The sequence below is a fragment of the Bradyrhizobium sp. WCU1 genome (assembly GCF_053474805.1).
In genome coordinates this window covers 5,342,217-5,368,498 of the sequence record NZ_CM130280.1, presented here as the reverse complement: position 1 = coordinate 5,368,498, position 26,282 = coordinate 5,342,217, and the positions used below count along the sequence as shown (strand labels likewise).

The 26,282-nt window shown below is 64.8% G+C and carries 26 protein-coding genes; 8 read left to right on the top strand and 18 right to left on the bottom strand.

Annotation, left to right across the window (positions count from 1 at the left end; all coding sequences use genetic code 11):
• Positions 1-124 precede the first annotated feature (124 nt).
• Both ppdK and ACTUWL_RS24775 read right to left on the bottom strand, forming a co-directional pair.
• Positions 125-3,040 carry a pyruvate, phosphate dikinase gene (gene ppdK, locus ACTUWL_RS24780; protein WP_021080008.1) on the bottom strand — a complete coding sequence of 972 codons (2,916 nt, stop codon included), beginning with the start codon at positions 3,038-3,040 and terminating at the stop codon, positions 125-127.
• 91 nt (positions 3,041-3,131) lie between these two features.
• Complete coding sequence (locus tag ACTUWL_RS24775) at positions 3,132-3,287, bottom strand: DUF3096 domain-containing protein (RefSeq protein ID WP_021080009.1); 156 nt, start codon at positions 3,285-3,287, stop codon at positions 3,132-3,134.
• A gap of 233 nt (positions 3,288-3,520) precedes the next feature.
• On the opposite strand from ACTUWL_RS24775, the gene ACTUWL_RS24770 reads away from it, so the two are divergent.
• Complete coding sequence (locus tag ACTUWL_RS24770) at positions 3,521-3,880, top strand: DUF1236 domain-containing protein (RefSeq protein ID WP_021080010.1); 360 nt, start codon at positions 3,521-3,523, stop codon at positions 3,878-3,880.
• A 368-nt stretch (positions 3,881-4,248) separates the two neighbouring features.
• Here the strand turns inward: ACTUWL_RS24770 and ACTUWL_RS24765 are convergent, their stop codons facing one another.
• The 8 genes from ACTUWL_RS24765 to ACTUWL_RS24730 all read right to left on the bottom strand — a co-directional run bounded on the left by ACTUWL_RS24765 (position 4,249) and on the right by ACTUWL_RS24730 (position 11,732).
• On the bottom strand, positions 4,249-5,346 hold the full coding sequence (locus tag ACTUWL_RS24765; RefSeq protein WP_021080011.1) for a hypothetical protein: 1,098 nt from the start codon (positions 5,344-5,346) through the stop codon (positions 4,249-4,251).
• Between the two features lie 118 nt (positions 5,347-5,464).
• A complete protein-coding gene (locus ACTUWL_RS24760; protein WP_021080012.1) occupies positions 5,465-6,058 on the bottom strand; it encodes a class I SAM-dependent methyltransferase in 594 nt (197 codons plus the stop codon).
• A gap of 3 nt (positions 6,059-6,061) precedes the next feature.
• Positions 6,062-8,158: a glycine--tRNA ligase subunit beta gene (gene glyS, locus ACTUWL_RS24755; RefSeq protein WP_021080013.1), complete on the bottom strand. Its 2,097-nt coding sequence runs from the start codon at positions 8,156-8,158 to the stop codon at positions 6,062-6,064.
• On the bottom strand, positions 8,158-9,093 hold the full coding sequence (locus ACTUWL_RS24750) for a glycine--tRNA ligase subunit alpha (protein WP_021080014.1): 936 nt from the start codon (positions 9,091-9,093) through the stop codon (positions 8,158-8,160). Before ACTUWL_RS24750 ends, glyS begins: the two co-directional genes overlap by 1 nt.
• A gap of 118 nt (positions 9,094-9,211) precedes the next feature.
• Positions 9,212-9,403 (bottom strand): hypothetical protein, encoded by a 192-nt coding sequence (locus ACTUWL_RS24745; protein ID WP_021080015.1) that lies wholly within the window; start codon positions 9,401-9,403, stop codon positions 9,212-9,214.
• A gap of 114 nt (positions 9,404-9,517) precedes the next feature.
• Positions 9,518-10,441 carry a S49 family peptidase gene (locus tag ACTUWL_RS24740; protein WP_021080016.1) on the bottom strand — a complete coding sequence of 308 codons (924 nt, stop codon included), beginning with the start codon at positions 10,439-10,441 and terminating at the stop codon, positions 9,518-9,520.
• A gap of 243 nt (positions 10,442-10,684) precedes the next feature.
• Positions 10,685-11,488: a tRNA1(Val) (adenine(37)-N6)-methyltransferase gene (locus ACTUWL_RS24735; RefSeq protein ID WP_021080018.1), complete on the bottom strand. Its 804-nt coding sequence runs from the start codon at positions 11,486-11,488 to the stop codon at positions 10,685-10,687.
• 16 nt (positions 11,489-11,504) lie between these two features.
• Positions 11,505-11,732 carry a putative signal transducing protein gene (locus ACTUWL_RS24730; RefSeq protein ID WP_021080019.1) on the bottom strand — a complete coding sequence of 76 codons (228 nt, stop codon included), beginning with the start codon at positions 11,730-11,732 and terminating at the stop codon, positions 11,505-11,507.
• Positions 11,733-11,867: 135 nt separating this feature from the next.
• On the opposite strand from ACTUWL_RS24730, the gene ACTUWL_RS24725 reads away from it, so the two are divergent.
• Complete coding sequence (locus ACTUWL_RS24725; RefSeq protein WP_021080020.1) at positions 11,868-12,878, top strand: polyprenyl synthetase family protein; 1,011 nt, start codon at positions 11,868-11,870, stop codon at positions 12,876-12,878.
• Between the two features lie 189 nt (positions 12,879-13,067).
• Here ACTUWL_RS24725 and ACTUWL_RS24720 read toward each other — a convergent pair whose 3' ends face one another.
• Both ACTUWL_RS24720 and ACTUWL_RS24715 read right to left on the bottom strand, forming a co-directional pair.
• The gene (locus tag ACTUWL_RS24720; RefSeq protein ID WP_021080021.1) at positions 13,068-14,381 is read right to left on the bottom strand and encodes a cation:dicarboxylate symporter family transporter; all 1,314 of its coding nucleotides are present in this window, start codon (positions 14,379-14,381) and stop codon (positions 13,068-13,070) included.
• Between the two features lie 65 nt (positions 14,382-14,446).
• Entirely contained in the window at positions 14,447-15,811 is a 1,365-nt protein-coding gene (locus tag ACTUWL_RS24715) for a class-II fumarase/aspartase family protein (protein WP_021080022.1), read from the bottom strand.
• Between the two features lie 118 nt (positions 15,812-15,929).
• Here ACTUWL_RS24715 and ACTUWL_RS24710 point away from each other — a divergent pair, with 118 nt between their 5' ends.
• On the top strand, positions 15,930-16,664 hold the full coding sequence (locus tag ACTUWL_RS24710) for a GntR family transcriptional regulator (protein ID WP_021080023.1): 735 nt from the start codon (positions 15,930-15,932) through the stop codon (positions 16,662-16,664).
• A 31-nt stretch (positions 16,665-16,695) separates the two neighbouring features.
• Here the strand turns inward: ACTUWL_RS24710 and ACTUWL_RS24705 are convergent, their stop codons facing one another.
• Entirely contained in the window at positions 16,696-17,535 is an 840-nt protein-coding gene (locus ACTUWL_RS24705) for an AraC family transcriptional regulator (protein ID WP_021080024.1), read from the bottom strand.
• A gap of 237 nt (positions 17,536-17,772) precedes the next feature.
• Between ACTUWL_RS24705 and ACTUWL_RS24700 the strand changes: the two genes are divergently transcribed.
• Both ACTUWL_RS24700 and ACTUWL_RS24695 read left to right on the top strand, forming a co-directional pair.
• The gene (locus ACTUWL_RS24700) at positions 17,773-19,014 is read left to right on the top strand and encodes an ABC transporter substrate-binding protein (protein WP_106940501.1); all 1,242 of its coding nucleotides are present in this window, start codon (positions 17,773-17,775) and stop codon (positions 19,012-19,014) included.
• Positions 19,015-19,219: 205 nt separating this feature from the next.
• A complete protein-coding gene (locus ACTUWL_RS24695; protein ID WP_021080027.1) occupies positions 19,220-20,323 on the top strand; it encodes a mandelate racemase/muconate lactonizing enzyme family protein in 1,104 nt (367 codons plus the stop codon).
• A 172-nt stretch (positions 20,324-20,495) separates the two neighbouring features.
• Here ACTUWL_RS24695 and ACTUWL_RS24690 read toward each other — a convergent pair whose 3' ends face one another.
• Positions 20,496-20,867, bottom strand: a complete 372-nt coding sequence (locus tag ACTUWL_RS24690) for a hypothetical protein (RefSeq protein WP_021080028.1) — start codon at positions 20,865-20,867, stop codon at positions 20,496-20,498.
• A gap of 195 nt (positions 20,868-21,062) precedes the next feature.
• Between ACTUWL_RS24690 and ACTUWL_RS24685 the strand changes: the two genes are divergently transcribed.
• Positions 21,063-21,287, top strand: a complete 225-nt coding sequence (locus ACTUWL_RS24685; protein WP_021080029.1) for a hypothetical protein — start codon at positions 21,063-21,065, stop codon at positions 21,285-21,287.
• Between the two features lie 122 nt (positions 21,288-21,409).
• Here ACTUWL_RS24685 and ACTUWL_RS24680 read toward each other — a convergent pair whose 3' ends face one another.
• The 3 genes from ACTUWL_RS24680 to ACTUWL_RS24670 form a co-directional block, all read right to left on the bottom strand.
• Complete coding sequence (locus ACTUWL_RS24680) at positions 21,410-21,547, bottom strand: hypothetical protein (RefSeq protein WP_021080030.1); 138 nt, start codon at positions 21,545-21,547, stop codon at positions 21,410-21,412.
• A gap of 33 nt (positions 21,548-21,580) precedes the next feature.
• A complete protein-coding gene (locus tag ACTUWL_RS24675; RefSeq protein WP_021080031.1) occupies positions 21,581-22,015 on the bottom strand; it encodes a cupin domain-containing protein in 435 nt (144 codons plus the stop codon).
• Positions 22,016-22,334: 319 nt separating this feature from the next.
• The gene (locus tag ACTUWL_RS24670) at positions 22,335-22,991 is read right to left on the bottom strand and encodes a glutathione S-transferase (protein ID WP_021080032.1); all 657 of its coding nucleotides are present in this window, start codon (positions 22,989-22,991) and stop codon (positions 22,335-22,337) included.
• A 174-nt stretch (positions 22,992-23,165) separates the two neighbouring features.
• Between ACTUWL_RS24670 and ACTUWL_RS24665 the strand changes: the two genes are divergently transcribed.
• Positions 23,166-24,389, top strand: coding sequence for a polyhydroxyalkanoate depolymerase (locus ACTUWL_RS24665; protein WP_106940502.1), 1,224 nt, complete (start codon positions 23,166-23,168; stop codon positions 24,387-24,389).
• Positions 24,390-24,585: 196 nt separating this feature from the next.
• Positions 24,586-25,380, top strand: coding sequence for a substrate-binding domain-containing protein (locus ACTUWL_RS24660; RefSeq protein ID WP_021080034.1), 795 nt, complete (start codon positions 24,586-24,588; stop codon positions 25,378-25,380).
• Between the two features lie 66 nt (positions 25,381-25,446).
• Here ACTUWL_RS24660 and ACTUWL_RS24655 read toward each other — a convergent pair whose 3' ends face one another.
• Positions 25,447-26,244 (bottom strand): transporter substrate-binding domain-containing protein, encoded by a 798-nt coding sequence (locus ACTUWL_RS24655; RefSeq protein WP_021080035.1) that lies wholly within the window; start codon positions 26,242-26,244, stop codon positions 25,447-25,449.
• Positions 26,245-26,282: the final 38 nt, after the last annotated feature.

Sequence of the window (26,282 nt, the reverse complement as noted above, 5' to 3'; positions counted from 1 at the left end):
TTCCGCACAACCGGCACGATGGATTGCTTCGCTCCGCTCGCAATGACGGTGGCTATTGAGGGCGCTAAACAAAGAGGCCGGGACGTGGTCCCGGCCTCTGCATTATCTGAACCCGATCGATCGCTCACGCCTGGCTGGCGATCTCCTTGCCGAGCGCGGCCTGCGCGGCGGCGAGGCGCGCGATCGGCACGCGATAGGGCGAGCACGAGACGTAGTCGAGCCCGACCTCGTGGCAGAACGCGACCGAGGCGGGATCGCCGCCGTGCTCGCCGCAGATCCCGACCTTGAGGCTCGGCCGGGTCTTGCGGCCACGCGTGACGCCGATCTTGACCAGCTCGCCGACACCGTCGCGATCGACCGAGATGAACGGATCGATCGCGAGAATGCCCTTGGCGACATAGGTGCCGAGGAAGCTCGCGGCGTCGTCGCGGCTGATGCCGTAGGTGGTCTGCGTCAGGTCGTTGGTGCCGAACGAGAAGAACTCCGCGGTCTCGGCCACCTGGCCGGCCATCAGGCAGGCGCGCGGCAGCTCGATCATGGTGCCGACCTGGTAGGTCAGCTTGACGCCGGTTTCCTTCATCACCGCACCTGCGGTGGCATCGATCCGCGCCTTGACCAGATCGAACTCGGCCTTGGTCGCGATCAGCGGCACCATCACCTCGAGGCCGACCGGCTTGCCGGTGCGCTTGCCGGCCTCGACGGCCGCCTCGAAGATCGCGCGCGCCTGCATCTCCGCAATCTCCGGATAGGCGATCGCGAGACGGCAGCCGCGGAAGCCGAGCATCGGGTTGAACTCGGACAGTTCGCGGGCGCGGTCGGCGAGCTTGCGCGGATCGGTGTTCATGGCGCGCGCCACTTCCTCGATCTCGGCCTGGGTATGCGGCAGGAACTCGTGCAGCGGCGGGTCGAGCAAGCGGATCGTGACCGGCAGGCCCTTCATGATCTCGAACAGCTCGACGAAGTCGGCGCGCTGCATCGGCAACAGCTTCGACAGCGCGGCGCGGCGCGACTGCTCGTCCTCGGAGAGGATCATCTCGCGCACGGTGCGGATACGGGTCTCCTCGAAGAACATGTGCTCGGTGCGGCAGAGGCCGATGCCTTCGGCGCCGAACTTCACCGCGGTGCGCGCGTCATCGGGCGTGTCGCCGTTGACGCGGACGCCGAGCTTGCGGACCTCGTCGGCCCAACCCATCAACGTGCCGAACTCGCCGGACAGTTCCGGCTCGATCATCGGCATGCGGCCGGCCAGCACCTGGCCGACCGAGCCGTCGATGGTGATGACATCGCCGGTCTTGAAGGTGCGCGAACCGATGCTCATGGTGCCGCGGCCGTAGTCGACACGGATGGTGCCGCAGCCGGAGACGCAGGGCTTGCCCATGCCGCGCGCGACCACCGCCGCGTGCGAGGTCATGCCGCCGCGGGTGGTGAGGATGCCTTCCGCGGCGTGCATGCCGTGGATGTCTTCCGGGCTGGTCTCGATGCGGACCAAAATCACCTTACGCCCGTCGGCCTGCAGCTTGGCGGCTTCATCCGACGAGAACACGATCTCGCCCGAGGCCGCACCGGGCGATGCCGGCAGGCCGGTCGCGATCACGTCGCGCTTGGCGGCGGGATCGATGGTCGGGTGCAGCAGCTGGTCGAGCGAAGCGGGATCGATCCGCGTCACCGCGTCCTTGCGCGAGATCAGGCCCTCATTGGCGAGCTCGACCGCGATGCGCAGCGCAGCCTTGGCGGTACGCTTGCCGCCGCGGGTCTGCAGCATCCACAGCTTGCCCTGCTCGACCGTGAACTCCATGTCCTGCATGTCGCGGTAGTGCTTCTCGAGCAGCGTGTAGATCCGCGTCAGCTCCTTGAACGCGTGCGGCATCGCGGCTTCCATCGACAGCTTGTCGGAGCCGCTCTCCTGACGCGCCTCTTCGGTGATGTCCTGCGGCGTGCGGATGCCGGCGACGACGTCCTCGCCCTGGGCGTTGATCAGGAACTCGCCGTAGAGCTTGCTCTCGCCGGTCGACGGGTTGCGCGTGAACGCAACGCCGGTCGCCGAGGTCTCGCCCATGTTGCCGAACACCATCGCCTGCACGTTGACCGCGGTGCCCCACGACTCCGGAATGTCGTGCAGCTTGCGATAGGTCACCGCGCGGGCGTTCATCCAGGATGAGAACACGGCGCCGATCGCGCCCCACAGCTGGTCGTGCGGATCCTGCGGGAACTCGTGGCCGGTCTCCTTGGCCACCGCCTCCTTGTACTTGCCGACCAGCTCGACCCAGTCGTCGCCGGTGAGGTCGGTGTCGAGCGAATAGCCCTGGCCGTCCTTGAAGGTGTCGAGGATATCCTCGAAATGATGATGCTCGAAGCCGAGCACCACGTCCGAATACATCGTGATGAAACGGCGGTAGCTGTCATAGGCGAAGCGGCGGTCGCCGGAGAGTTCGGCGAGCGCTTCGACAGTGCGGTCGTTGAGGCCGAGATTGAGCACGGTGTCCATCATGCCCGGCATCGAGGCGCGCGCCCCCGAGCGCACCGAGACCAGCAGCGGGTTCTTGGCGTCGCCGAAGGTCTTGCCGGTCAGCTTGCCGACATAGTCGAGCGCCTTCTCAACCTGTGCTTTCAATTCCTTCGGATACGTCTTGTCGTGATCGTAGAAGTAGGTGCAGACCGAGGTCGGTATGGTGAAACCGGGAGGCACCGGGAGGCCGAGATTGGCCATTTCCGCCAGGTTGGCGCCCTTGCCGCCGAGCAAGTCGCGCAGGGTCGCCTGGCCCTCGGCTTTGCCGTCGCCGAACGTATAGACCCACTTGCCGGCCTTGATCGCAACCGGGGCAGCCTTCTTCGGCGCAGCCACCGCCTTCGCCGGCGCCTTGCTGGCGGGCTTTGCGGCCGGTTTGGCGGCGGCTTTCGGCGCCGCCTTCAGAGCGCTCTTCTTCAGCGCCTTGCGCGCCGGCGCGGCCTTGCGGGCGGCGGCCGAGGGCTTTGATTTCGCTGCTGTTTTGTCAGCAGTTTTCGCAGCAGGTTTCTTGGACTTCGCGACGGCTTTGGCCATGTCAGACAACAATCCGGAAGGAGGGGTCGAAGATGCGCGCCTTACACCATTTTGGGGGGTTCCGCGCAAGCCGCGAAACCCCGCTTTCCCGCTACAGGTGCAGCCAGCGCAGCAGGCCCATCCCCACGAGCCCGACGAAGATCAGGTAGATCGCGACGATATAGTTGAGGAGCCGCGGCATGATCAGGATCAGGACGCCTGCAGCCAGAGCGACGATAGCAGGCAGATGCCCAGCAGTGATGGTCATTGAAGTTTTCTCCGGCAGTTTTTGGAGGTGCGAATCGAGCGGCAGTTTATCCGCCGAGGAGGTTCCCCACATCAAGACGTCTGGCATAGCAACAGGTTCCCGCAACTCACGAAAATTGCCCCAAATTGCCGCGTATGTGGCGGCGACTTTTCCGGAACATCACCACGTCAGCTGCATTGGCTCGCCATGCGCATCGGCGAAGGCCGGCGCGCCGCAAGAGAATGGAGCGAGCCATGCGAAACAGGATACTTGCCGTTGCAGCGGTCGCTGCTGCGATCACGGTGCCGGCTGTTGCCGCACAGGCCCAGACCGTTGGCGTTGTCCGCGGAGGCCCGCCGGTTGCAGTCGAGGATGACGAAGGCATTGCGATCGAGCAGCGCCCGGCATTCCGCGAATACATCGTGCGCGAGCGCGTACCGAACTACACCGTTACGGATCGGGTCGTGGTCGGCACCGTGCTGCCGGACGCCGGCGTGACCTATTACGACGTGCCGCAACGGTTCGGCGCGACGCCCTATCGCTACACCGTCGTGAATGGTGAGACCGTTCTGGTCGAGCCGCGCTCGCGACGGATCGTTCAGGTGGTCGAGTAGGCCTGCGTCAACTCGGTAGCCTGAACGACAGTCCGGTCGGTAGCCTGAACGACAGTCCGGGCGCCGCGCAAGCGGATGTGCGCGCAGATCGACCGGACCAGAAAGCCCCGCCCGGCCTTCCCCACCGGGCGGGGCTTTTCCGTCGTGTTGCGATGAACTCTGGAAGCGTGATGGGTGAGCTGGATCAACGGCGGAGGTTCAGCTCTCCTTTGGGAGAGGTCGGCGCGTAGCGCCGGGTGAAGGGTTGCGGTGCCTCGTTAGAGCAGCGGCCCCTCACCCGATTTGCTTCGCAAATCGACCTCTCCCCACGGGGAGAGGTGAAGCAAGTGCGTGGTCGAACCAATTCGATCCAACTCATCTTCCTCGGCTTACGATTTCAGGATCGAGAGCAGCGTCGAGGTCGACTTGTAGCTCTTGACCGCGGCGTCCTGGAAATCCTTCGTCCAGTTGGCCGCCTGCCGCTCCTCTGCACTCATCGAGGAATATTTCTTGAGGATGCCGAGTGAGAACTGGCGCGGATCGCCGGCCGACTGGCTCTGCTTCAGCGCGTCGAGCACGGCAAGACGGGTCCGCGTGTTGAGTTCCTGCTTGGCCGCGAAGATCTCCTCGCCGGAAAACTTCTTGTCCTGGTTCAGCGAGATCGCCGACAGCGAGCGGTTGTCCAGCGAGGACAAATCGGCAAGCTGTCCGGTCTTGCGCCTGGGATCGTAGACCAGCTCCTTGCCGCTCTTCGCCGCCTCGCTCTTCTGCCGGTCGAGGAAGGCGCGCACGTCGCTCGCCACGCTGGAGAAGTCGCGCGCATTGCCGGTCGTGGGCGGGGCGGTCCCGGCCAGCGCGGCGGCGATCGGATCGCCCGTGATCCCACTTGGCGCCTTGTTGGGATCCTGCTGCGTCGCCTGATAGCCTTTCAGCACCGCAGCGCGTTGGCTGGCCCAGGTCGCGGTGGCCTTCTCCTCGTCGCTGGCGCCATCGAGATAGTCGAGCGCCGCCTTGTAGCTGACGCTGTAGTCGCCGGTCAGGCGCGTGGTCGCAAGCGACGGCGCCAGGGCCTTGTCGAAGCGCTGCTTCAGTTCGGTCGCGGCGACCGCCTGCTCGTCCGGCGTGAACTTGCCGCCATTGTTGGTCGAAATCGCAAACAGCGAGCGGCGGTCCAGCGTCGAGAGATCGATCGTGGTCTTGCCGTCGACGATCGGCTTCTTCACCCCCGCGACCGTATAGAGCCGATCGAGCGTCGTGCGCGCATCGCTGGTGACGGTCGCGAAATCCGGCAGCGCCTTGGCGAGCCGCGCGCGGGCGGCGTCCGACAGCGTGAGGTTGGTTGCAGCCCCCGAAGTCAGGGAGGCCGAAAGATCGCCGGCGGTGCCGTCACCCGACAGGGTCGCCGCCAGCGAGGGTGTCGCGGCGGCCCGCGCATAGGCCGAGCCATATTGGGCGTAGGGATTGGGCGAGGTGCCGATCGAGGTCATCGGGGAGGTCCCTGCATTGGCGCGAGGGGCGACTTCTTAAGAAATCGTTGATCCGCCAGGACCTTCGCAGGGCATGGTTAACAAATTGCAAATTGTGTCGAAATATTTCCAAAGATGGCTAGTTGCGCTTCCGGGCAATGACGCGGTGAATGACCTTTCCGGAGGACGCGCTGACGACCTCTGTATCGAGCAGCAGTTCAGCCGCCGCCAGTTCAGTGCGCACCAGCGCCGCATCGAAGGCGGCATAGAGCCGCCCATGCGCATCGCGCGCGTCGTCGCCTTCTGTAACACGCCAGCTCAGATAGAGCACGCCGCCGGGCTTCACGAGTTCGAGCATGCGGCGGACCGACGGCGCGATCAGCGCGTGGTCGAGGTGCATGATCACGGTCTCGCACAGCACATTGTCGAAGCTACAGGCCGCGATGCCGGAAAGCTCCGGCAGTTCGGCACGCGCAAAGCGCAGCGCCGGATAGCGGGCGCGAGCTTCCGCAAGCAGGCCCTCGGAGGCATCAAAGCCCTCCGCCGGAAAGCCGTTGGCATTCAGCCACGCCACCTCGCGGCCGCTGCCGCAGCCGATATCGGCGGTCGCGCCGCCCTTGATGAAGAATTGCCCGACGATCTCCTGCAGATCGCGAGGGGCCGGCTGGTCGTGCCAGTCCTGCGCAAACGCCGCCGCCTCCTTGTCGTAAGCGGCGAGCGTTGCGCGATCCATCGGTCAGCCCTCGATCCTGGAGAAATCCGCCACCGCGCGCGTCGCGGCACGGATCTCGTTGAGCAGCTTCAGACGGTTTTCGCGCACCTTCGGATCGTCATCGTTGACCTTGACCTTGTCGAAGAACGCATCGACCGCAGGCCGCAGCTTCGCCATCGCGCTCATCGCGGCGGCGAAGTCTTCCTTGGCGACCGCGGCGGAGGCCTCGGCCTTCACCTGATCGATCGCTTTCGCGAGCGCCTTCTCTTCATCCAGCTTGTAGAGCGCAGCGTCCGGCGCACCGTCGAACGTGCGCTTGTCCTTCTTCTCCTCGATGCTGAGGATGTTGCTGGCGCGCTTGGTGCCGGCGAGCAGGTTCTTGCCGTCGTCACTGTCGAGGAATTTGCCGAGCGCTTCCACGCGGCGAACGACGAGCAGCAGATCGTCCTGACCGCCAAGCGAGAACACGGCATCGACGAGATCATGCCGCGCGCCCTGGTCGCGGAGCTGGACCTTCAGGCGGTCGGCGAAGAAAGCGAGCAGATCGTTCGGCAACGTCTCGGCATCGGCCTCGACCGACAGTCCGCGCAAGGCCGATTTGGCCGTCTTCAGGATCGGCAGGCGCAACGTGTTCTCGACGATCAGCCTGATTGCGCCCAGCGCCGCGCGGCGCAACGCGTACGGATCCTTCGATCCCGTCGGCTTCTCATCGATTGCCCAGAATCCAGCCAGCGTGTCGAACTTGTCCGCCAGCGCCACTGCAATGCTCACCGGATCGGTCGGCACGCGATCGGTCGGCCCCTGCGGCTTCCAGTGCTCCTCGCTCGCGGCGGCAACGGACGCATCCTCACCCTGCGCCAGCGCGTAGTATTTGCCCATCAGGCCCTGAAGCTCGGGGAATTCGCCGACCACTTCGGTCAGCAAATCCGCCTTGGCGAGACGCGCGGCGCGTTTTGTCTTCTCGACATCGGCGCCGACCAGCGGCGCGATCTCGGCTGCCAACGCCTCGATGCGCTTGATGCGCTCCGCCTGCGTCCCGAGCTTCTCGTGGAACACGATCTGCTCGAATTTCGGCAGCCGGTCCTCGAGTTTCGTCTTCAGATCAGTCTCGTAGAAGAACTTCGCATCCGACAGCCGCGGGCGGATCACGCGCTCATTGCCGGCGACGATGGTCTTGCCGCCGTCGGGCGCCTCGATGTTGGCGGTCAGCACGAACTTGTTGGTCAGCTTCCCCGTCTTGGGATCCCTGACCACGAAGCACTTCTGGTTGTTGCGGATGGTGGCGCGGATCACTTCGTCCGGGATGACCAAGAATTCCTTCTCGAACGATCCCATCATCACAACGGGCCATTCGACGAGACCGGAGACCTCATCGACCAGCACCTGGTCCTCGACCAGTTCGAGGCCCTGCGCGAACGCCAGCTCCTTGGCGTCCTCGACGATGATGTCCTTGCGCGCCTGCGGATCGAGGATGACTTTGGCGGCCTTCAGCTTGGCCTCGTAGTCCTCGAAGCGGCGCACCGGGATCGCACCCGGCGCCATGAAGCGATGGCCGTAGGTGGTCTGCCCGGCCTCGATGCCGTCGACCGAGAATTTCACGACATCGGGCTCCTCGGTCTCCAGACCGAAGGTCGCAATGATCGAATGCAGCGGCCGGACCCAGGACAGCGAGCCTGACTTGGCGGAGCGCGCGCCCCAGCGCATCGATTTCGGCCAGGGGAAGGTGCGGATGATCACCGGCAGGATTTCGGCGATGACGTCGATCGCGGCACGGCCCGGCTTCTCGATCAGCGCGATGTAGAAGTCGCCCTTCGCATCTTTCTGGATCTTTGCTTCATCCAGCGACTTCAGACCGGTCGCTTTCAGAAAGCCCTGCACCGCCCCATCGGGGGCGCCGATCTTCGGGCCGCGACGCTCAGACTTCAGGTCCGGCTGGCGCGCGGGAATCCCGTGCACGGTCAGCGCCAGGCGACGCGGGGTGGCGAATGCCTTGGCGCCCTCATAGACGAGGCCTTCGGCGACGAGCTTGTCGGTCACCATGCGGCGCAGATCGTCGGCCGCCTTGGCCTGCATGCGCGCGGGAATTTCTTCGGAGAACAGTTCGAGGAGAAGATCGGGCATCAGACCGCCCTGCCCGTTTCAGTGTGGATCCAAGCTTCGCCGCAGGCCTTCGCCAGGTCGCGCACACGCCCGATATAGCTCTGCCGCTCGGTCACCGAGATGACGCCGCGGGCGTCGAGCAGGTTGAACACGTGGCTCGCCTTGATGCACTGGTCGTAGGCCGGCAAGGCCATCAGATGTTCCTTTTGATTGCCACCGTCACGCCAGCCGGCGGCGAGATATTTGCGGCAGGCCTCTTCCGCCATCCTGAACTGCTCGAACAGCATCGCGGTGTCGGCGTATTCGAAATTGTGCCGCGAATATTCCTGCTCGGCCTGCAGGAAGACGTCGCCATAGGTGACCTTCTCGGCGCCTTCGCGGCCGTTGAAGTTGAGGTCGTAGACGCGGTCGACGCCCTGCACATACATCGCGAGCCGCTCGAGCCCGTAGGTGAGTTCGCCCGCGACCGGCGCACATTCGACGCCGGCGACCTGCTGGAAGTAAGTGAACTGCGAAACTTCCATGCCGTCGCACCAGCACTCCCAGCCGAGGCCCCAGGCGCCCAGCGTCGGGCTCTCCCAATCGTCCTCGACGAAGCGGATGTCGTGGATCGCCGAATCGATCCCGATCGCGGCCAGCGACTTCAGGTACAGCTCCTGAAGGTTCGGCGGCGACGGCTTCATGATCACCTGGAACTGGTAGTAGTGCTGCATCCGGTTGGGATTCTCGCCGTAGCGGCCGTCCTTCGGCCGCCGCGAGGGCTGCACATAGGCCGCGTTCCAGGGTTTTGGGCCCAGCGCGCGCAAGGTGGTCGCGGGATGGAAGGTGCCGGCGCCCATCTCCATGTCGTAGGGCTGCAGGATGACGCAACCCTGCTCGGCCCAGAACCGCTGGAGGGCCAGGATGAAGCCCTGGAACGAACGTTCCGGGCGCATGTGGTCAGGCAGGGCGTCCATCGTTGGAATCGATCTCGCGAGGGGGTGTGAAAACGCGCGGGACCGTATCGGCGGCGGCCAATGGAATCAAGGCGATGCCGGAAAATCCGGCACCGCCAATCTGCGGAATTTGAAGCTGCTAGCCCGGGCGATACGCCCCGGTCACGGGGTCGCGGCGCAGGGTCTTGATTTCGCTCGCACGCGAGGCCTCGGCCACGCGGGACAATCGCGCCTCTTCCAGTTCCTGGTTGATCCGGACGGCCGTCTTGTATGCCCAGCGGACCACGGCCAGGCCACCCAGGACGCCTGCGAATGCAATCAGCGGCGGCATCGGTCGATCCTTGTCGTTCACGTCTGTCAGGCCCCAATACCCTCATTGTCGCGCAAGGCGGCCTGCGCCGCAATCGCGGTTTTGGGGCTAAATGGCGCGCTCAAATCCGCGTGTTCAGAGCCCGAATCTGGCCCAAATCGCCCGCGTCTCGACCGCCGAGATCAGGTCGTCCGGCAAACTCGCGAAGCCGTCCAGCGCCGCCAGCGAGCCCGCCCCGGGCGCCCGCCGGCCGAGCAGGCCGGACAGCATGCCGCTGGCGGGTGCGATCACCGGGGTCAGCACCTTCTCGCCATAGCGGGCCCGCAAGGTCGCGCGGAGATCGCCAATGCCGTCGGCAAGCCCGAGCCCAACCGCGGTCTCGCCCGCCCAGTACTCGCCGGTGAACAGCTCGTCGTCGGGCCCCTTCAGGCGGCTGCCGCGGCTCTGCTTCACCAGGTTGATGAAGGTCGCATGGATCTCGCGCTGGATCGTCTTCAGCCGGGCGACGTCGTCGGGGTTTTCGGGCAGGAACGGATCGAGCATCGCCTTGTGGCTGCCGGCCGTATACAGCCGCCGCTCGACCCCGATCTTCTTGATCGCCTCCTGGAAGCCGAAGCTGCCGCCGACCACGCCGATCGAGCCGAGGATCGAGGACGGATCGCAATAGATCTCGTCGCCCGCGCAGGCGATCATGTAGCCGCCGGAGGCCGCGACGTCCTCGGCGAACACCAGCACCGGCAGTTTCTTCTCGGCTGCCAGTTGGCGGATGCGCAGATAGATCTGGCGCGACTGCACCGGCGAGCCGCCCGGCGAATTGATCACCAGCGCCACCGCCTTGGCATTCCGCGTACCAAAGGCGCGCTCCAGCATCTTGGCGACGCCGGCGAGCGTCATGCCGGGCCGCAGCGGCGTCACCGCGCCTATCACGCCCGACAGCCGCACCACCGGCACCACGGCCGTGCCGCGCCGGAAACGTGCGGGCAACATTCCTTGCACGCGTTCGAGCAGTCCCGAACGTCCGCCGGAATGGCCGCGGCGATCACTTATTTGTTCACTCATGCCGTTACCTCGAATTAACCACTTTTTATCACGCCACTGTCATTGGTTTCCGTGGAACGCGTTTTGCATTTTGTCATTGGGGAAGCAACGCGCGGGCGGAGAGGAATTCATGAAGATCTATCTGCTGATTGTGCTGATCGGTACGCTCCTGACGGCGATCCGGTTCACATCGACGCCGGAACGCCAGTCGGAAACGGCTTCGCAGTGATTTAGTGCCAGTGACGCGGGCAGTACCGCGGCCCGTCAGCGCCGCGCCAGCGGCAATTCTCCCTTTCCAGCCAAGATCTCCTGCACCCATTTGTTGGGCACGCCTGCCCCATCATTGAGCAACAGCGCGGCATGCAGCCGCGTCGGCGCCCGGCCGCCCTTGGTGGCCCGCACCAGGATTCGGATCGCCGGCGACGTCGCGTCAGCATGAACCGGCAGCAGCTCGAGGCTGCCGAAGCCGCGGTCCAGCGCCGCCAGCACGTCGGCAATCCCGTCCGCGCGCCAGATCATCGCAAGCTGCCCGTTCGACCTGAGAAGTCGCCGCGCGGCATGAACCCAGTTCGCCAGCGTGGTCGCGGTCGCGACGTGGGCACGCTCGCGTACGCCGTCCGGCGAGGCGCGGTGCCGGGAGGGATCGTTGAACGGCGGGTTCATCAGCACGACATCCGCGCTGTCGGGCGCAAGGCCGGCCGCGGCAAAGGCCGGCGCGTCCGCTTCGACATCGAGGATGACCACCTCGGCCATAATCGCGTTGGCACCGGCATTATTCCGGGCAAGCTCGGCCATTGCCGGGTCGATCTCGACCAGGACGAGGTCGATCCCCCTCACCCGCCGTGCCACCGCGAGCCCTGCCGCGCCGACGCCGGCGCCGAGATCGACGACGCGGTCACCTGACCGGGCCGGGGTTGCTGCGGCGAGCAGGATCGCGTCATGGCCGGCACGGTGACCGCCTTTCGGCTGCCGCAGGCGCAACTGCCCACCGAGGAATCCGTCTTCGGTGATCTCGGCGGCCGGAAACTCCTTCTTTGACGCGTTTTCTTTACGCGAACCGGGGTCCATCTCGCTTGGAAACGCTCTAATCATCGGCCCGCAATTCGTGGCCGAGGCCGGCATCGGTCAGCAGCTGGCGGGCCTCGTGGTTGTCGTCCTCATGCACCAGGATCCGCCGCGGCAGCACGCCGAGCGAGCCCTCGATGATGCTCATGTTCTGGTCCAGCACCAGATGATGGATGTTAGCGCTGTCGAGCAGCGCCCCGATGGCGGAGACCAGCACCACGTCATTGGTCCGTACCAATTCCCGCAAAACCCACTCTCCTATCGGCCCGGTTGTGCGGCCAATGCGTCACATGTCAACAACTTCGTGGCCTTGCCGCAAACCTTCGCAGTTTCTATTGTTATAGCTGAGCATAGTGCGAATTCGGCAAAATTGGAGACCAGCGTGGCGGTTATTGTACCCTTCGAAAGCCCGTCCAATGCTTCGATCGACGGGCTGGTGGGACTTGTCGCCGCCGACATGGAGCGCGTCAACGCGACTATCATTTCGCGAACCGGCTCCGAGGTCACCATGATCCCCGAGGTCGCCAACCATTTGATCTCCTCCGGGGGCAAGCGGTTGCGCCCGATGCTGACGCTCGCGATGGCCCAGCTCTCGGACTACACCGGCGACGGCCATATCAAGCTCGCCGCCGCGGTCGAGTTCATGCACACCGCGACCCTGCTGCACGACGACGTGGTCGACGAAAGCGAGCTGCGCCGCGGCAAATTGTCCGCGCGGATGCTGTGGGGCAATGAGGCCAGCGTGCTGGTCGGCGACTTCCTGCTCGGCCAGGCGTTCCGCATGATGGTCGAGGTCGGCTCGCTGCGCGCGCTCGACATCCTCTCGGCCGCCGCCGCCACCATCGCCGAGGGCGAGGTGATGCAGCTCGCCGCCGCCAAGAACACCGCGACCACCGAGGACGAATATCTCGCCGTGATCCGAGGCAAGACCGCGGAGCTGTTCGCGGCCGCCTGCGAGGTCGGTCCGGTGATCGCCAACCGGCCGAAGGCGGAGCAGACCGCCTGCCGCTCGGTCGGCATGAATCTCGGCATCGCCTTCCAGCTCGTCGACGACGTGCTCGACTATGGCGGCAAATCCGCAAAACTCGGCAAGAATGTCGGCGACGATTTCCGCGAGGGCAAGATCACGCTGCCGGTGGTGCTCGCGTTCCGCCGCGGCAACGACACCGAGCGCCAGTTCTGGATCCGCGCGCTGGAGCGCGGCGAGATCGGCGCGAGCGATCTCGACCACGCGATCGGGCTGATGACCAAGCACCGCGCCCTCGAGGACACGATCAGCCGCGCCCAGCACTATGGCGCGATGGCGGTCGACGCGCTGGCGCTATTCCCGCCCTCGCCGATGAAGACCGCGCTGGAACAGGTCGTCGCGTTCTGCCTGGCAAGATCGCACTGACCGCGGCACATCAACGGTGTCGTCCCGGCGAAGGCCGGGACCCATAGCCACAGGGTTGAGTTGTCGAAGAAGGCTGCGGCCCCAGCGTCGCGCGACAATGAGTATTGGTGGTTATGGGTCCCGGCCTTCGCCGGGAGGACGGCGAGTCCATGGCACCGTCAGGCAACTCAGTCGCAACGCCGCGCCCGCTCAAGCCACGTCGACCTTCATGCGCAACACCCGTTGCGACACGGCCTCGTCGAACTCGCCGCAGAGCTTGGCGGTGACGACGGTCGCGACCGCGTTGCCGATGACATTGGTGGTCGCAACCGCAATCGACATGAAGCGATAGACGCCGAACAGCACCGCCAGTCCTTCGAGCGGCAGCACTCCGGTTGCAGTGACCGTTGCCGCGAACACGACGAATGTGCCGCCGGAGACCGTCGCCGCGCCCTTCGAGGTGATGAGCATCAGCGCGAGGATGCCGAGCTGCTGGCTGAAGTCGAGCGGCACGTTGTAGGCGTTGGCGAGGAACAGGACGCCCATGGACATATAGATCGACGTTCCGTCGAGATTGAACGCATAGCCGGTCGGCAACACAAGACCGGCACATTGCCGCGAGCAACCGAGCTGCGGCAGCTTTTCCAGCAGCCGCGGCAGCACGCTTTCCGACGACGCCGTGCCCAGCACGATGAATATCTCGTCCCGGATGTAGCGCAGGAAACGGAACAGGTTGATCCCGAACAGCGCGCAAACCGTTCCCAGCACCGCGACAATGAACAGCGCCACCACGGCATAGAAACTGAGCACGAGGTAGATCAGGGACAACAGCACTGCCGTTCCGCTCGATCCCACCGCGAATGCGACGGCGCCGAAGGTTCCGATCGGCGCGAACGACATGATGATGTGAATGAACTCGAACAGCACCTCGGACATGCGGTTCAGCCCGGCTTCTATCGGCTGGCGCTTGTCCGATCTCAGGCGCAGCAGCGCCGCGCCAAAGATGATGGCGATGGCGAGGACTTGCAGCAATTCGCCGCGGGTGAACGCGCCGAGGAAATTGTCGGGGAAGATGTTGAGGATGAAATCCAGCGCGCCTTGCGGCTTTCCCGGAGCCGCCGGCGGCTTCACGCCGGCGCCGGCCGTCGCGGTCGCGATGCCCTTGCCGACGCCCAAAAGATTGCCGGCAACGAGTCCGAACGCGAGCGCAATCGTCGATACGATCTCGAAATAGATCATCGCAACCAGGCCGACCTTGCCGACCCGCTTGAAGTCTCCGGCCGACACGATTCCGGCTGCAACGCACAGGAACACCAGCGGCGCCACCGCGGTCTTGATCAGACGAAGGAAGATGTCGCCGAGTATCTCGAGTTCGATCGCCAGAGACGGGAACAGGAAGCCGACGGCCGCGCCGAGGATCATGGCGATGATCACCTGAAAGCCGAGGTTCCTCCAAAGCGGTTGCTTCGAAATCGGCGCAGGCGTCGACGTTTGGAGCCCGAGCGAGGCGGCGGCCGTAGACATGGATTTCCTCCGAATGCGCGTTGGTCGCGTCTATTGATGAACGGGCGATGCCGGACTGGCGCGCGTCAGCGCGCCGCGCTGGCCAGCACGCGGTCGACCATCTCGGGCGCAAGGCCGAGATAGTTGCGGGGCGATGTGAGCCGCTCGATCGTCGCCCGATCGATGCGCGAGGAGATTCTCGGATCGGCCGAAAGCGCGTCGGCGAGCGATATGTTCTGCTCGTTGGCGCGACGGCAGGCGTCGTAGACGACGTCGTGGGCGTCCTGGCGCCCGAGCTGCGGCGCAAGGCCCATCATCACGGCTTCCGCCACGATGAGACCGCGGCTGATGTCGAGATTCGTCGCCATCCGCGCTTCATCGACGATCAGGCCCCCGAGCGCGAACTTGGCCTGGTGCAAGGCGCCGGCCGTCAGGACGAAGCTTTCGGGGATCGCCATCCATTCGGCATGCCACGGTCCGGTCGCGCGCTCGAAGTCCTGGATCGTGGCATCGAGCATCAGGCCGGCATGCTGGCGCACGCCCTTGGCCGCCGCCAGCATGAGCTCCGACGAGATCGGATTGCGCTTCTGCGGCATGGTGGAGGACGCACCGCGGCCCTTCACAAACGGCTCGTAGACTTCGGCGAATTCGGTCGAGGTCATCATCATGATGTCGAGGGCGATCTTGCCGAGCGAGCCGGTCACGAGGCCGAGGAAGTTCACGGCTTCCGCGAGGGCGTCGCGCGCCACGTGCCAGGTCGAAACCGGCACCCCCAGCCCGAGTTCTTCGCAGAGCGCCTGCTGGACATCGAGGCCTCGGCTGCCAAGCGAGGCCAGCGTCCCGGCGGCGCCGGCGAATTGGCCGACCAGCACGCGTGGCCGCAGTTGCGCGAGCCGTTCGGCGTGGCGATCGAACATCGCAAGCCAGATCGCGCATTTGTAGCCGAACGTGACCGGCAGGGCCTGTTGCAGGTGGGTGCGGCCGGCCATCGTCGTGTCGCGATGCCGCTTGGACAGACCTGCGAGAATCCTGCGCAGCTCCGCGATGTCCTGCTCGATGATGTCAAGGCCGTCGCGCACCTGGAGGATCACGGCGCTGTCCATGATGTCCTGCGTGGTCGCGCCCCAGTGCACGTAGCGGCCGGCGTCGCCGCATTGCTTTGCCATCTGATGCACGAGCGGCAGGATCGGATAGCCGACGATGTCGGTTTCCTGGCGCAGCAGATCGAAATCGAGCGCCGCAACGTCGGTCCGCTCAGCGATCTCGTCGGCCGCCTCGGAGGGAATGACGCCACACCGCGCCTCCGCCTTCGCGAGCGCGATCTCGACCTCGGCGTAGCGGGAAATCAGCGCGTAGTCCGAGAAGATCTCGCGCATGCGCGGCGTACCGAATGCGTCACGAAACAGGATCGAGTCGAGAACAGTCGTGGCGGTCGGAATGGCGGCGTGCATGAGGGCCTCCCAAAGGCTTTTTTATGTCCGGACATAATCTTGTATTTTATGTCCGGACATAATGTCAAGGGCGTGCTACCCTCGGACCGTCGGATTCGGACTGGGGGAACGTTCCAGGATGGCTGAGACCCGCTACGCGCAGGTGGCGCGCGATCTCGCAGAAGGCATTGGAAACGGGCGGTTTCCCGTGGGCTCGGTGCTGCCGAAGGAGCTCGAACTGTGCGAGCAATACGGCGCGAGTCGTCACACCGTGCGGGCTGCGATCCGGGAGTTGCAGGACCTCGGTCTGGTGTCGCGCAAGAAGAAGGCAGGGACCAGGGTCGAGGCGGCGTCGCCGTCGCGCGGCTACCACCAATCGCTCGCCTCGGTCGAGGACCTCGTCCAGTTCGGCATCGAACACACCCGCGTCGTCCAGGAGATCAAGGATATCGTTGCCGACAAGGCTTTGGCGCGCGACCTCGGTTGCGCGGCCGGCAGCAAATGGCTCCGCATCTCCAGCCTGCGCATGAGCGCGTCATCCGGGTCGACGCCGATCGGCTGGACCGACGTGTATGTCGATCCTGCCTATGCCGAGCTGCGCGACATCGTACGCGACCACCCGCACGCACTGATCAGCGATTTGATCGAGCAGCGATATGGCCGGCGCATCGCCGAAATCCGCCAGGACGTGCAGGCCGTCCAGCTGAACCCGGCCTCGGCGAAGGCGCTGGGAGAGAATTCAGGCGCCGCGGCGCTGCGTATCCTCCGGCGCTATCTGGATCAGGCGGGCGACACCGTCGAAATATCCGTGACCGTCCATCCGGCGGACCGGTTCACATTCTCGATGCGGCTGCGCCGCGATCGCTCGAGGTGAACGCGGAGCTTCTCGCCAGACGAGGCCGACACTACTCCTTCACCGGCACCCAGATCTCGAGCCCGCCGACGCCGGTCGATGCATCGAACCTCTCGTCGTAGCGCTCGAAGTTCGGCGCGTCCGCGACCTTCATGCCGGATTGCGGCAGCCAGCGATTCCAGATCGTGTTGACGGTGCGGCGGATGGTCGAGATGTGGTCGGCGTGGGTGAACACCACGTATTTCTGCGCCGGGATCCGGACCCGCGCGAACTCGCGCGGCAGATCGGAGAAATCGGCGACCTCGACGCCCGCGATGTAGTCGAAATTGCCGGCATCGTCGCCGTTGCAGCAGACCCCGTAGGCGCCATGGCCGACCTGGCGCGGAATATGCGCGCATTGCTGGTGGAAGCCGCTCCACTGGTTCGGAATGCCGGCCGTGCTGTCATTGGCGTGGTTGTAGCGCTCGCCGACGCCAGCGACGAGAAAGGCCTTGCCGGTCGCGATGCGCGGCGGATCGAGGTGATCGAGGGCGGTCGAGATCATGGTGATCGGCTCCTGGAGCTTGAGCGTCGTCAGGCACGTCGTCGCGCGCACCGTCTCCGGGGTGACGCCGAAATGGTCGCGAAACGCGCGGGTGAATGCTTCGTGGGAGCCGTAATCCGCATCCAGCGCCAGCGTGAGAATGTCGGGCGCACCGGCCGCAAGCTCGCGCGCGGCCTCGCTGAGGCGGCGCGCCCGCACGTAGCGCATCACCGAGAACCCGGTCGCTTCCGCGAACGCCCGCACCAGATGGAAGCGCGAGACCCCGGCGACGGCAGCGATGTCGTCGAGCGTCAGCGACCTGTTGAGATGGCCTTCGATGTACCAGAGTGCCTTCTGGGCTGGATTCATGGACGACGGCTTTCCTGAAAAGCTCGGGCATCATGCACGGCCGCCGCGCGCGGCGTTTGACAGTCCTTGCTGCGCGGCGGCGAAGCCGAGATTTCGCTCTGCGAAATTCTACCGCAAAGCCGTCACTGGCAACAGCGTTGCAATCGTGCATACTCGCAGTTGCATCGATCCGACGGCTCATCAAGCTGCCCGAAAATCAAGACTGCACGAGCCGCGGCCAGCATGTCAGGGAGGACAATGATGCACCACCACCGCTTGAGCTATGCCAACTGCGTCAAATCTGCAGTGCTTGCGGGGCTTTTGACGATCGCCGTCGCAAGCGCCGCCAACGCACAAAAGAAATACGATCCGGGCGCAACCGACACCGAGATCAAGGTCGGCAACATCATGCCCTATTCGGGCCCGGCGTCGGCCTACGCCACCATCGGCAAGACCGAGGCGGCCTATTTCAACAAGCTCAACAGCGAGGGCGGCATCAACGGCCGCAAGGTCAATTTCATCTCCTACGACGACGCCTACTCGCCGCCGAAGATGGTCGAGCAGGCCCGCAAGCTGGTCGAGAGCGACGAGGTGCTCCTGATCTTCAATCCGCTAGGCACGCCGGGCAACACCGCGATCCAGAAATACATGAACGCCAAGAAGGTGCCGCAGCTGTTCGTCTCCACCGGCGCCGCCAAGTGGAACGATCCGAAGAATTTTCCGTGGACCATGGGCTGGCAGCCGAGCTACCAGGTCGAAGCGCGCATCTATGCCAAATACATCCTGCAGAAATATCCCGGCAAGACCATCGGCGTGCTGTATCAGAACGATGATTTCGGCAAGGACTATCTGATCGGCCTGCACGACGGGCTGGGCGACCAGGCCAAGAAGCTGATCATCGTCGAATCCTCCTACGAGACCTCGTCGCCGACGGTAGATTCGCAGATCGTGCAGATCAAGGGCGCCAACCCCGACATCTTCGTCAACATCGCGACGCCGAAATTCGCGGCACAGGCGATCAAGAAGGCTGCCGAGCTGGACTGGCATCCGGTGCACTTCCTCACCAACGTCTCGGTGTCGATCGGCGGCGTGATGAAGCCGGCCGGCTACGAGGCGAGCCAGGACATCCTGTCGACCCAGTATCTGAAGGATCCCGCGGATCACGAGTGGAAGAGCGATCCGGCCATGAACGAGTGGCGCGCCTTCATGACCAAGTGGTATCCGGAGGGCGACCAGAACGACGCCTCGACCGTGTTCGGCTACGGCGTCGCCAAGGGGCTGGAGCAGGTGCTGCGGCAATGCGGCGACAACCTCACCCGCGAGAACCTGATGAAACAGGCGGCGAGCCTCAACTTCGAGATCGGCATCTACCTGCCCGGCACCAGGATCAAGACCGGACCGGACGACTACGCACCGATCGAGCAGTTGCAGATGATGCGCTTCAAGGGCGAGAGCTGGGAGCGGTTCGGCCCGATCATGAGCGGCGAGAAGAGCTCATAAGGACTTTCCGCCACCACTTTGAGCTTCATGATGCCCGGCAACGCGCCGGGCATCCACGTCTTCGACACGATTCACGCGCAAGATTTTTCGCAGGCAGGATTTGCGATGGCCGGCACCCGGGCGATCAACCCGGCGCCGTAGCGATGCTGAAGTGTCCGGCCACCGCGACCCGAAGGCACATCCTGCGATCGGAAGGACAACAACAATGAAAATCACCGACGTCCGCGCCCACCATATCCGCATTCCCTACGACGCCGGCCCCGCGAGCTTCCGCCAGGGCGCTTCCGCCATCTCGGCGCTCGACATGGTGCTGGTCGAGGTCTCGACCGATGCCGGCCTGACCGGCTGGGGCGATGCATTCGCCTATGTCTGCCCGAAGACGAGCTGCACCGCGGTCGCCGAGATGATCGCGCCGCAGGCACGCGGCCTCGAGGTGCCCGATGCCGCCGGGATTCCCGCCGCGATGGAGCAGATCCAGCGCAATCTGCATCTTTTCGGCCGCTACGGCATCACGATGTTTGCGATCTCGGCGCTCGACATCGCGCTGTGGGATCTCGCCGGCAAGGTGAAGGGCGTGCCGCTGCATCAGCTGATCGGCGGCGCGAAGCGCAGTACGATTCCAGCCTATGCGAGCCTGATGCGGATCGGCAATCCGGCGCAGATCGCCGCCGAATGCAAGAAGGCGATCAAGCTTGGCTATGCCGCGATCAAGCTGCACGAGACCACGGTGCCTGCGGTCTCTGCCGCGCGCGAGGCGATCGGCCCCGGCGTGCCGCTGATGGTCGACATGAACTGCCCGCTGGACGGGCCGGCGGCAATTCAATTCGCGCGCGACTGCAAGCAGGCCGCGCCGATGTTCCTGGAGGAGCCGGTCTGGCCGCCTGAGGATTTCGCGACGCTCGCCGAGGTGCGCAGGGAGGGCCGGCTCGATATCGCGGCCGGCGAGAACGCCTGCACCGTGCATCAATTCCGGCAGATGATGACCGCGGGCGCGGTCAGCCACGCGCAGCCGTCGGTGATCAAGGTCGGCGGCGTCACCGAATTCCTGCGGGTCGCCGTGCTGGCCGACGAGTTCGGCGTCCAGGTGATTCCGCACTCGCCCTATTTCGGGCCGGGCTTCCTCGCCACGCTGCATCTGATGGCGATCCGCGACGCCGGGCTGATCGAGGTGTTCTTCATGAAGCGCCCCGCCTGCCTGTGGGGCGAGCGGATCGCCGTCGACGCCCACGGCCATGTCGCCGTGCCGCAGGGCCCCGGGCTCGGCTACGAGCCGGATCGCGACGTGATGGAGAAATATCGGGTGGCGTGAGAGCGCCGCGACGGCGGTGTGCCCCCTCTTCCGCTTGCGGGGGAGGGCTGGGGTGGGGGCTCTCTTCACGAGTCATTCCGTGGAGAGAGCCCCCACCCGTATCGCATCTAACGATGCGATACGGCCTCCCCGCAGGCGGGAGAGGCGAAGAGAGTTCGCGGATCGAAGTCTGCTACTTCGTCCCGTCCTTTGCCGCAGGCGCGGCATCCTTCGCCGGCGGCGCGTCCGCTTTCTTCTTCAGATCCTCGGTCAGCTTGAGCTGCACCGCCTGCAAGTCGGTGACGAGCTTCTGCAAGCTTGCCACCGCATTCTGCAAGCTCACGATCTGCCGGTTGGCGGCGTCGAGCTTCTGCTGATGATCCGTGGTGAGCTTGCTGATCGTCTTCTGCAGGAAATCGACGTTGCTCTGCAGGCAGCTGGTGCGCCGCTCCATCGTCTTCTCGACGGTGCAGATCTCGATGCCGGGAACGTCCTGCGCATGCGCGGTTCCGACGACGCCGAGCGCAAGCGGCACGAGCAGGACAAGAGCGAAACGAGCGATCATCGGCATCCCCAATCACATGCGTCATTCACAGTTTTGTGCGCGCGACGCTGAAAGCCAGGCAGACATACCACACTGAAACCGCATTCGAGCGGTGTGCTTCACCCATTACGGGGACTACTCGTGGGGACGGGGGCCTTCGGAACTTGTTTGGTTCGACCCCTTTTGGCTCGACCTTGGGCAGTGGAGACAGATCGCATGGCAACGCGCGAAAAGCGGCTGGCGCAATTCGATGGCAATGGCGAACCTTCGCCGGAACAACGCGTGGAAGTGCTTTGTGAGGATCACAGCGGAACGTATCAGCTGCCGTTCGCCTGCCGCTTCGTCGACGGCCAGTGGCGCAATGACACGACAGGTGGTGCGCTGGAAGTCAACGTCATCGCCTGGCGTAAGCCGCGCGAGAAGCAACCGGGCATGGCCTGAGCCTGCAAGCCGCCGCTCCTGCACATGATCCTTCCGGTCATGTGCATGCGCTGTTTCAAAACGCGACGCGCATGCGACGTGCTTTAAGATTTGGAACGCGAACGGAACGAACCGCGTCCGAATCACTGATTGAGCAGCGTACTCCGTTGTTCACGGCTAGATGTGGTCATCAACCCAAGACGGCGCACCACATACAGAAGCATGATGATCGGCCGCAGCCAGCGGCCGACGACAAGGGTTAATTCCTCCGCAGACGACATTTGCGATCCCTCCTCTGCGATCCGCCTTGGCGATCATTTCCACGGCGTGATCGGCGGCACGGTCTCGGTTGCCGGCGGCACATCCACCGTCTTGAAATCGGCGGGGCTGACGATCTCGAGGTATTCCATGTCCTTCGAGTAATCGAACAGGTAGTGGGTGATGCCGGGACGCTGATGGATGACGTCGCCGGCCTCGACCAGCGTCTCCTTGTCCTCGTACATGAAGCGGGCCCAGCCCTTGGTCATGATGACGATCTGAAAATCGCACAGGTGCTTGTGCCAGCCGGTGCCCTGTTCCGGCGGCATGTCGGGATTGGCCTTGACCAGATGGCAGATCACCTGCCCGCCGGTTGCATCCGCAATGCCAAGATCGCGATACAGGAAGAAGTCGCGCAGACCTCCGCCCTTGAACTCGGTGTCACCGGGTTTGACGTGGGAGAATTTGCTGACGACGGCGTGCTGGTTCATTTCAAGCCTCCACGGTTCTCGTTTTCGCGAGATCGCGGCGGCTCAGCGTCCAAATTTTCGGCAGCGTCGCATCGTCGCGGTCACAGCTCGAATATTGCTATGCGAAATCCTTGCCAGCCCGATCGCGCTGCGGCGATCGGTCCCGCCATGCGCCGATCTCGCGGCGGAAGCATTTGGCCTGCGGCGCTAATTTGCGTTCGGCGCGCGCCGTGCTCGATCGCCCGCAGCGCCCGATGGCCGACGCGGACGGCACGTCGATTGAGCAAGTCTTGCCTGGAGCTTGAGCCGCCGGCGCAGGCAGGCCGGGTGCGCGGCCTGCCTAATATTCGACCTCGAGCTCCTCGACGTCGGCAGGCTCCGCCTTCGCAGCCTCGATCCATTCCTGCATCTCGGGCATCGCCATGATGGTGCTGGCATAGCCTGCGAGACCGGAATCGAGCTTCACGTCATAGGTCATGAAGCGGGTCACGACGGGCGCATACATCGCATCCGCCATGGTGCGGCGCTCGCCGAACAGGAACGGCCCGCCCGATAGGCTAAGGCAATCGCGCCAGATGGCGCAGACGCGCTCGATATCGGCCTGCGCCCGCGACCAGATCTTGAAGCCGGGGAAATGGCCCTTGAGATTGACCGGCAGCGAGGACCGCAGCGTGGTGAAGCCGGAATGGATTTCCCCCGAGATCGAGCGGCAATGCGCGCGCTGGATGCGGTCGTCCGGCAACAGCCCGGCCTGCGGCATGATCTCGTTGAGATACTCGCCGATCGCCAGCGTATCCCAGACCGTCGCGCCCTCGTGGCGCAGGCAGGGCACCAGGATCGACGACGACAGCAGCAGCAGTTCGGCCCGCGCCGAGGGGTCATCGGGGGCGGTGACCACCTCCTCGAACTCCAGCCCGGCGAATTTCGCCAGCAGCCAGCCGCGCAGCGACCAGGACGAGTAATTCTTGCTGCTGATGGTGAGTGTCGCCTTCGCCATGTCAGTTCCTCACGCCCGAAAACCTGCCTCGCTGCCGGACGCCGCGCGCCGGTCCAACCGCCGCGCCCCCGGAACCGGTCGTTTTTCGAGCAAGCCACGTGCCAATTTCCCGGGCAGCTGGCCCGCCTCTGGCCTCGATATTGCTTGGCAGACCAGGCCACCGGGTGGATGCGTATGATGTCGATGCTGTACCAGGCCTATCAGAACCATATGGACCTCACGGCGCCGTGGCGGACCGGTGCCGCGGCGGCACTGCGCTATCTCAATCTGGTGCCGCGAGGCACCTCGCAGCGGACGTTCGGCCGGCTCGCTGCCGCGCTCGAGCTGATCTCCCGCTCCACCCTGACCTATGCCCGCCCCGACTACGCCATCGGCAGCGTGACCTCCGGCAACAGGGAGTACCAGGTGACCGAGGAGGTCGCCTATGCGACGCCGTTCGGCTCACTCTTACATTTCAAGAAGGTGGACGGACCGGAGCAGCCGCGGCTGCTGCTGGTGGCGCCGATGTCCGGACATTTCGCAACGTTGCTGCGCGGCACGGTGAAGACGCTGCTGCAGGACCACGACGTCTACATCACCGATTGGCACAATCCGCGCGATATCCCGCGCAAGGAGGGCCGCTTCGGGCTCGAGGACTATACCGACCATCTGATCGACTTTCTCGGCCAGCTCGGCCCGCGCGCGCATATGGTGGCGATCTGCCAGCCCTCGGTGTCGGCGCTGGCGGCGGCCGCGATCATGTCGGAGGACAATCATCCGGCGCGGCCGGCATCGTTGACCCTGATGGCCGGACCGATCGACACGCGGATCCAGCCGACCAAGGTGAACCAGTTCGCCAAGAGCAAGCCGATCGAATGGTTCGAGGACAATCTGATCAACTACGTGCCGATGCAGTGCAAGGGCGCGCTGCGCCAGGTCTATCCCGGCTTCGTGCAGCTCACGGCGTTCGTCTCGATGAATCTCGAGCGCCACATCAAGCAGCACATCGATCTCGCCGACCATCTCGCCAAGGGCGAGACCGACAAGGCCGAGGTGATCAAGACCTTCTACGACGAGTATTTCGCCGTGATGGACCTGCCGGCCGAATTCTACATCGAGACGGTGCGCGACGTGTTCCAGGAGCATCTGCTGCCGCAGGGCATGCTGATGCATCGCGGCCGCGCGGTGAACCCGGCGGCGATCCGGCGCATGGGCCTGATGACGGTGGAAGGCGAGAAGGACGACATCTGCTCGATCGGCCAGACGCTCGCCGCCCAGGACCTCTGCACCGGCGTGCGCACCTATCGCAAGGTGCACCACATGCAGGCCGGCGTCGGCCATTACGGCGTGTTCTCCGGCAAGCGCTGGAACAACGAGATCTACCCGCTGCTGCGCGATTTCGTGCATGTGAATTCGTGAGGGCGTAACGACACTCCCTCCCCGTCATTGCGAGCGAAGCGAAGCAATCCATCGCCCCGCATATGCGGTGCCATGGATTGCTTCGTCGCTGCGCTCCTCGCAATGACGGTGGAAGGCTAGTCACGCCTCTTCCCGAGCTATAGTCTCCCGGTCCACGACGACCCCGCTCTCGAAGAATCGTCCAGGGAGAAACTCCATGCGATCAGCCTCCGCCTTTCGTGCCCTCACGCTCGCCGTCATCGGCGCCCTCGCCTTTGCGTCGGCCGCGTCGGCCGCCGAAGTCCATGTCATGATCTCGGGCGGGCTGACTGCGGCCTACAAGGCGCTGGTGCCGGAGTTCGAGCGCAAGACCGGCAACAAGGTGGTGACCGCCTTCGGGCCGTCGATGGGCACGACCACGAACGCCATTCCGGTGCGGCTCGAGCGCGGCGAGCCGGCCGACGTGCTGATCATGGTCGGCTATGCGCTCGGTGACTTGATCAAGCAGGGCAAGGTGGTGGCCGACAGCCGCGTCGACCTCGTGAAGTCGCCGATCGGGATCGCGGTCAAATCAGGCGCGCCGAGGCCCGACATCAGTTCGGCCGACAGCGTCAAGCAGGCGCTGCTGGCGGCGAAATCGGTCGCCTATTCCGACAGCGCCAGCGGCGTCTATGTCTCGACCGAGATGTTCGCAAAACTCGGCATCGCCGACCAGATGAAGGACAAGGCGCGGATGATCCCGGCGACCCCGGTCGGCGAGATCGTCGCCAGGGGCGAGGCCGAGATCGGCCTGCAGCAGATCTCCGAGTTGAAGCCGGTCAGCGGCATCGACATCGTCGGCCCGTTGCCGGAGCCGCTGCAGAAGATCACGGTGTTTTCCGCCGGGATCGCGTCGGTTTCAAAAGAGCCCGATGCCGGCAAGGCGCTGATCAGCTTCCTCGCCTCACCGGATGCTCGCGATGCGCTGGTCAACAGCGGGCTCGATCCGATTGCCGCGGGTGCCACGCATTAAAACCGGCCGGCACGACGGCGCAGAATTATGCAGCATGCCCGGATGCCGCCACGCCGGAGGCGCGGCTCACTTCACCTCGGTACGGACCGGCGAACCCTTCAGCCCGTTATTGTCATAGGCCTTGCGCAGCGTGCCATTGGCGATCGCGTCGGTCATGAACTTCGTGGCGAACGCCGCGGCCAGCGGATGGTCGAGCGGCACCGCGACCGCGGTGACGGTCTGCTTGAAGGTCTCGTCCAGCACGCGCGCACCCGGGATCTTGCTGGCCATCGCGTTGAGCTGATCGCGCGACAGCGCGAAGGCATCGATCCCGCCGCCCTTCAGGAGATTGAAGATCTCGTCATAGGTCTGATAGCCCGTGACCTTTGCGTGCTTGAGATGCGCGATCGCGCCGCGCATCGTCGTGGTGGCGTTGACGGCGGCGACCTTGACGCCGTCCTGGTCCAGCGCGGCGAAACTGGTGATCGTCGAGCCCGGCTTGACGATGTAGGTGGCGTCGGCAACCTCATAGATCGGACCGAACGTCATCTTGGTCTCGCGCTCGGCATCCTTGGGCAGGAAGGTGATGTCCCAGGCGTTGTTCGCCGCCGCGTCGGTGATCTGGCCGGAGTTCTGGTGCACGACATAGTCGATGGGCACGCCGAGCTGCGCCGCCATCGCCTTGCCGAGATCGACGGGAACACCGGCATAGCCGTTCTCCGTCCTGGTGCACCAGAACGCGCCGCCCGCCGGACTGATTGCGATCGCGACCCGGAGCTTTCCGGTCGGCGCGATCTCGTCTTTCAAGGCATCGGCATGAGCTGAAGCGGCCATCGTCATCACTCCCAGAACGAGGCCGGCCAGACGCAGCAGTCGAAACGACATCGGACCTCCTCCACGCCGGGTCTTGCGCCCGGCCGGTT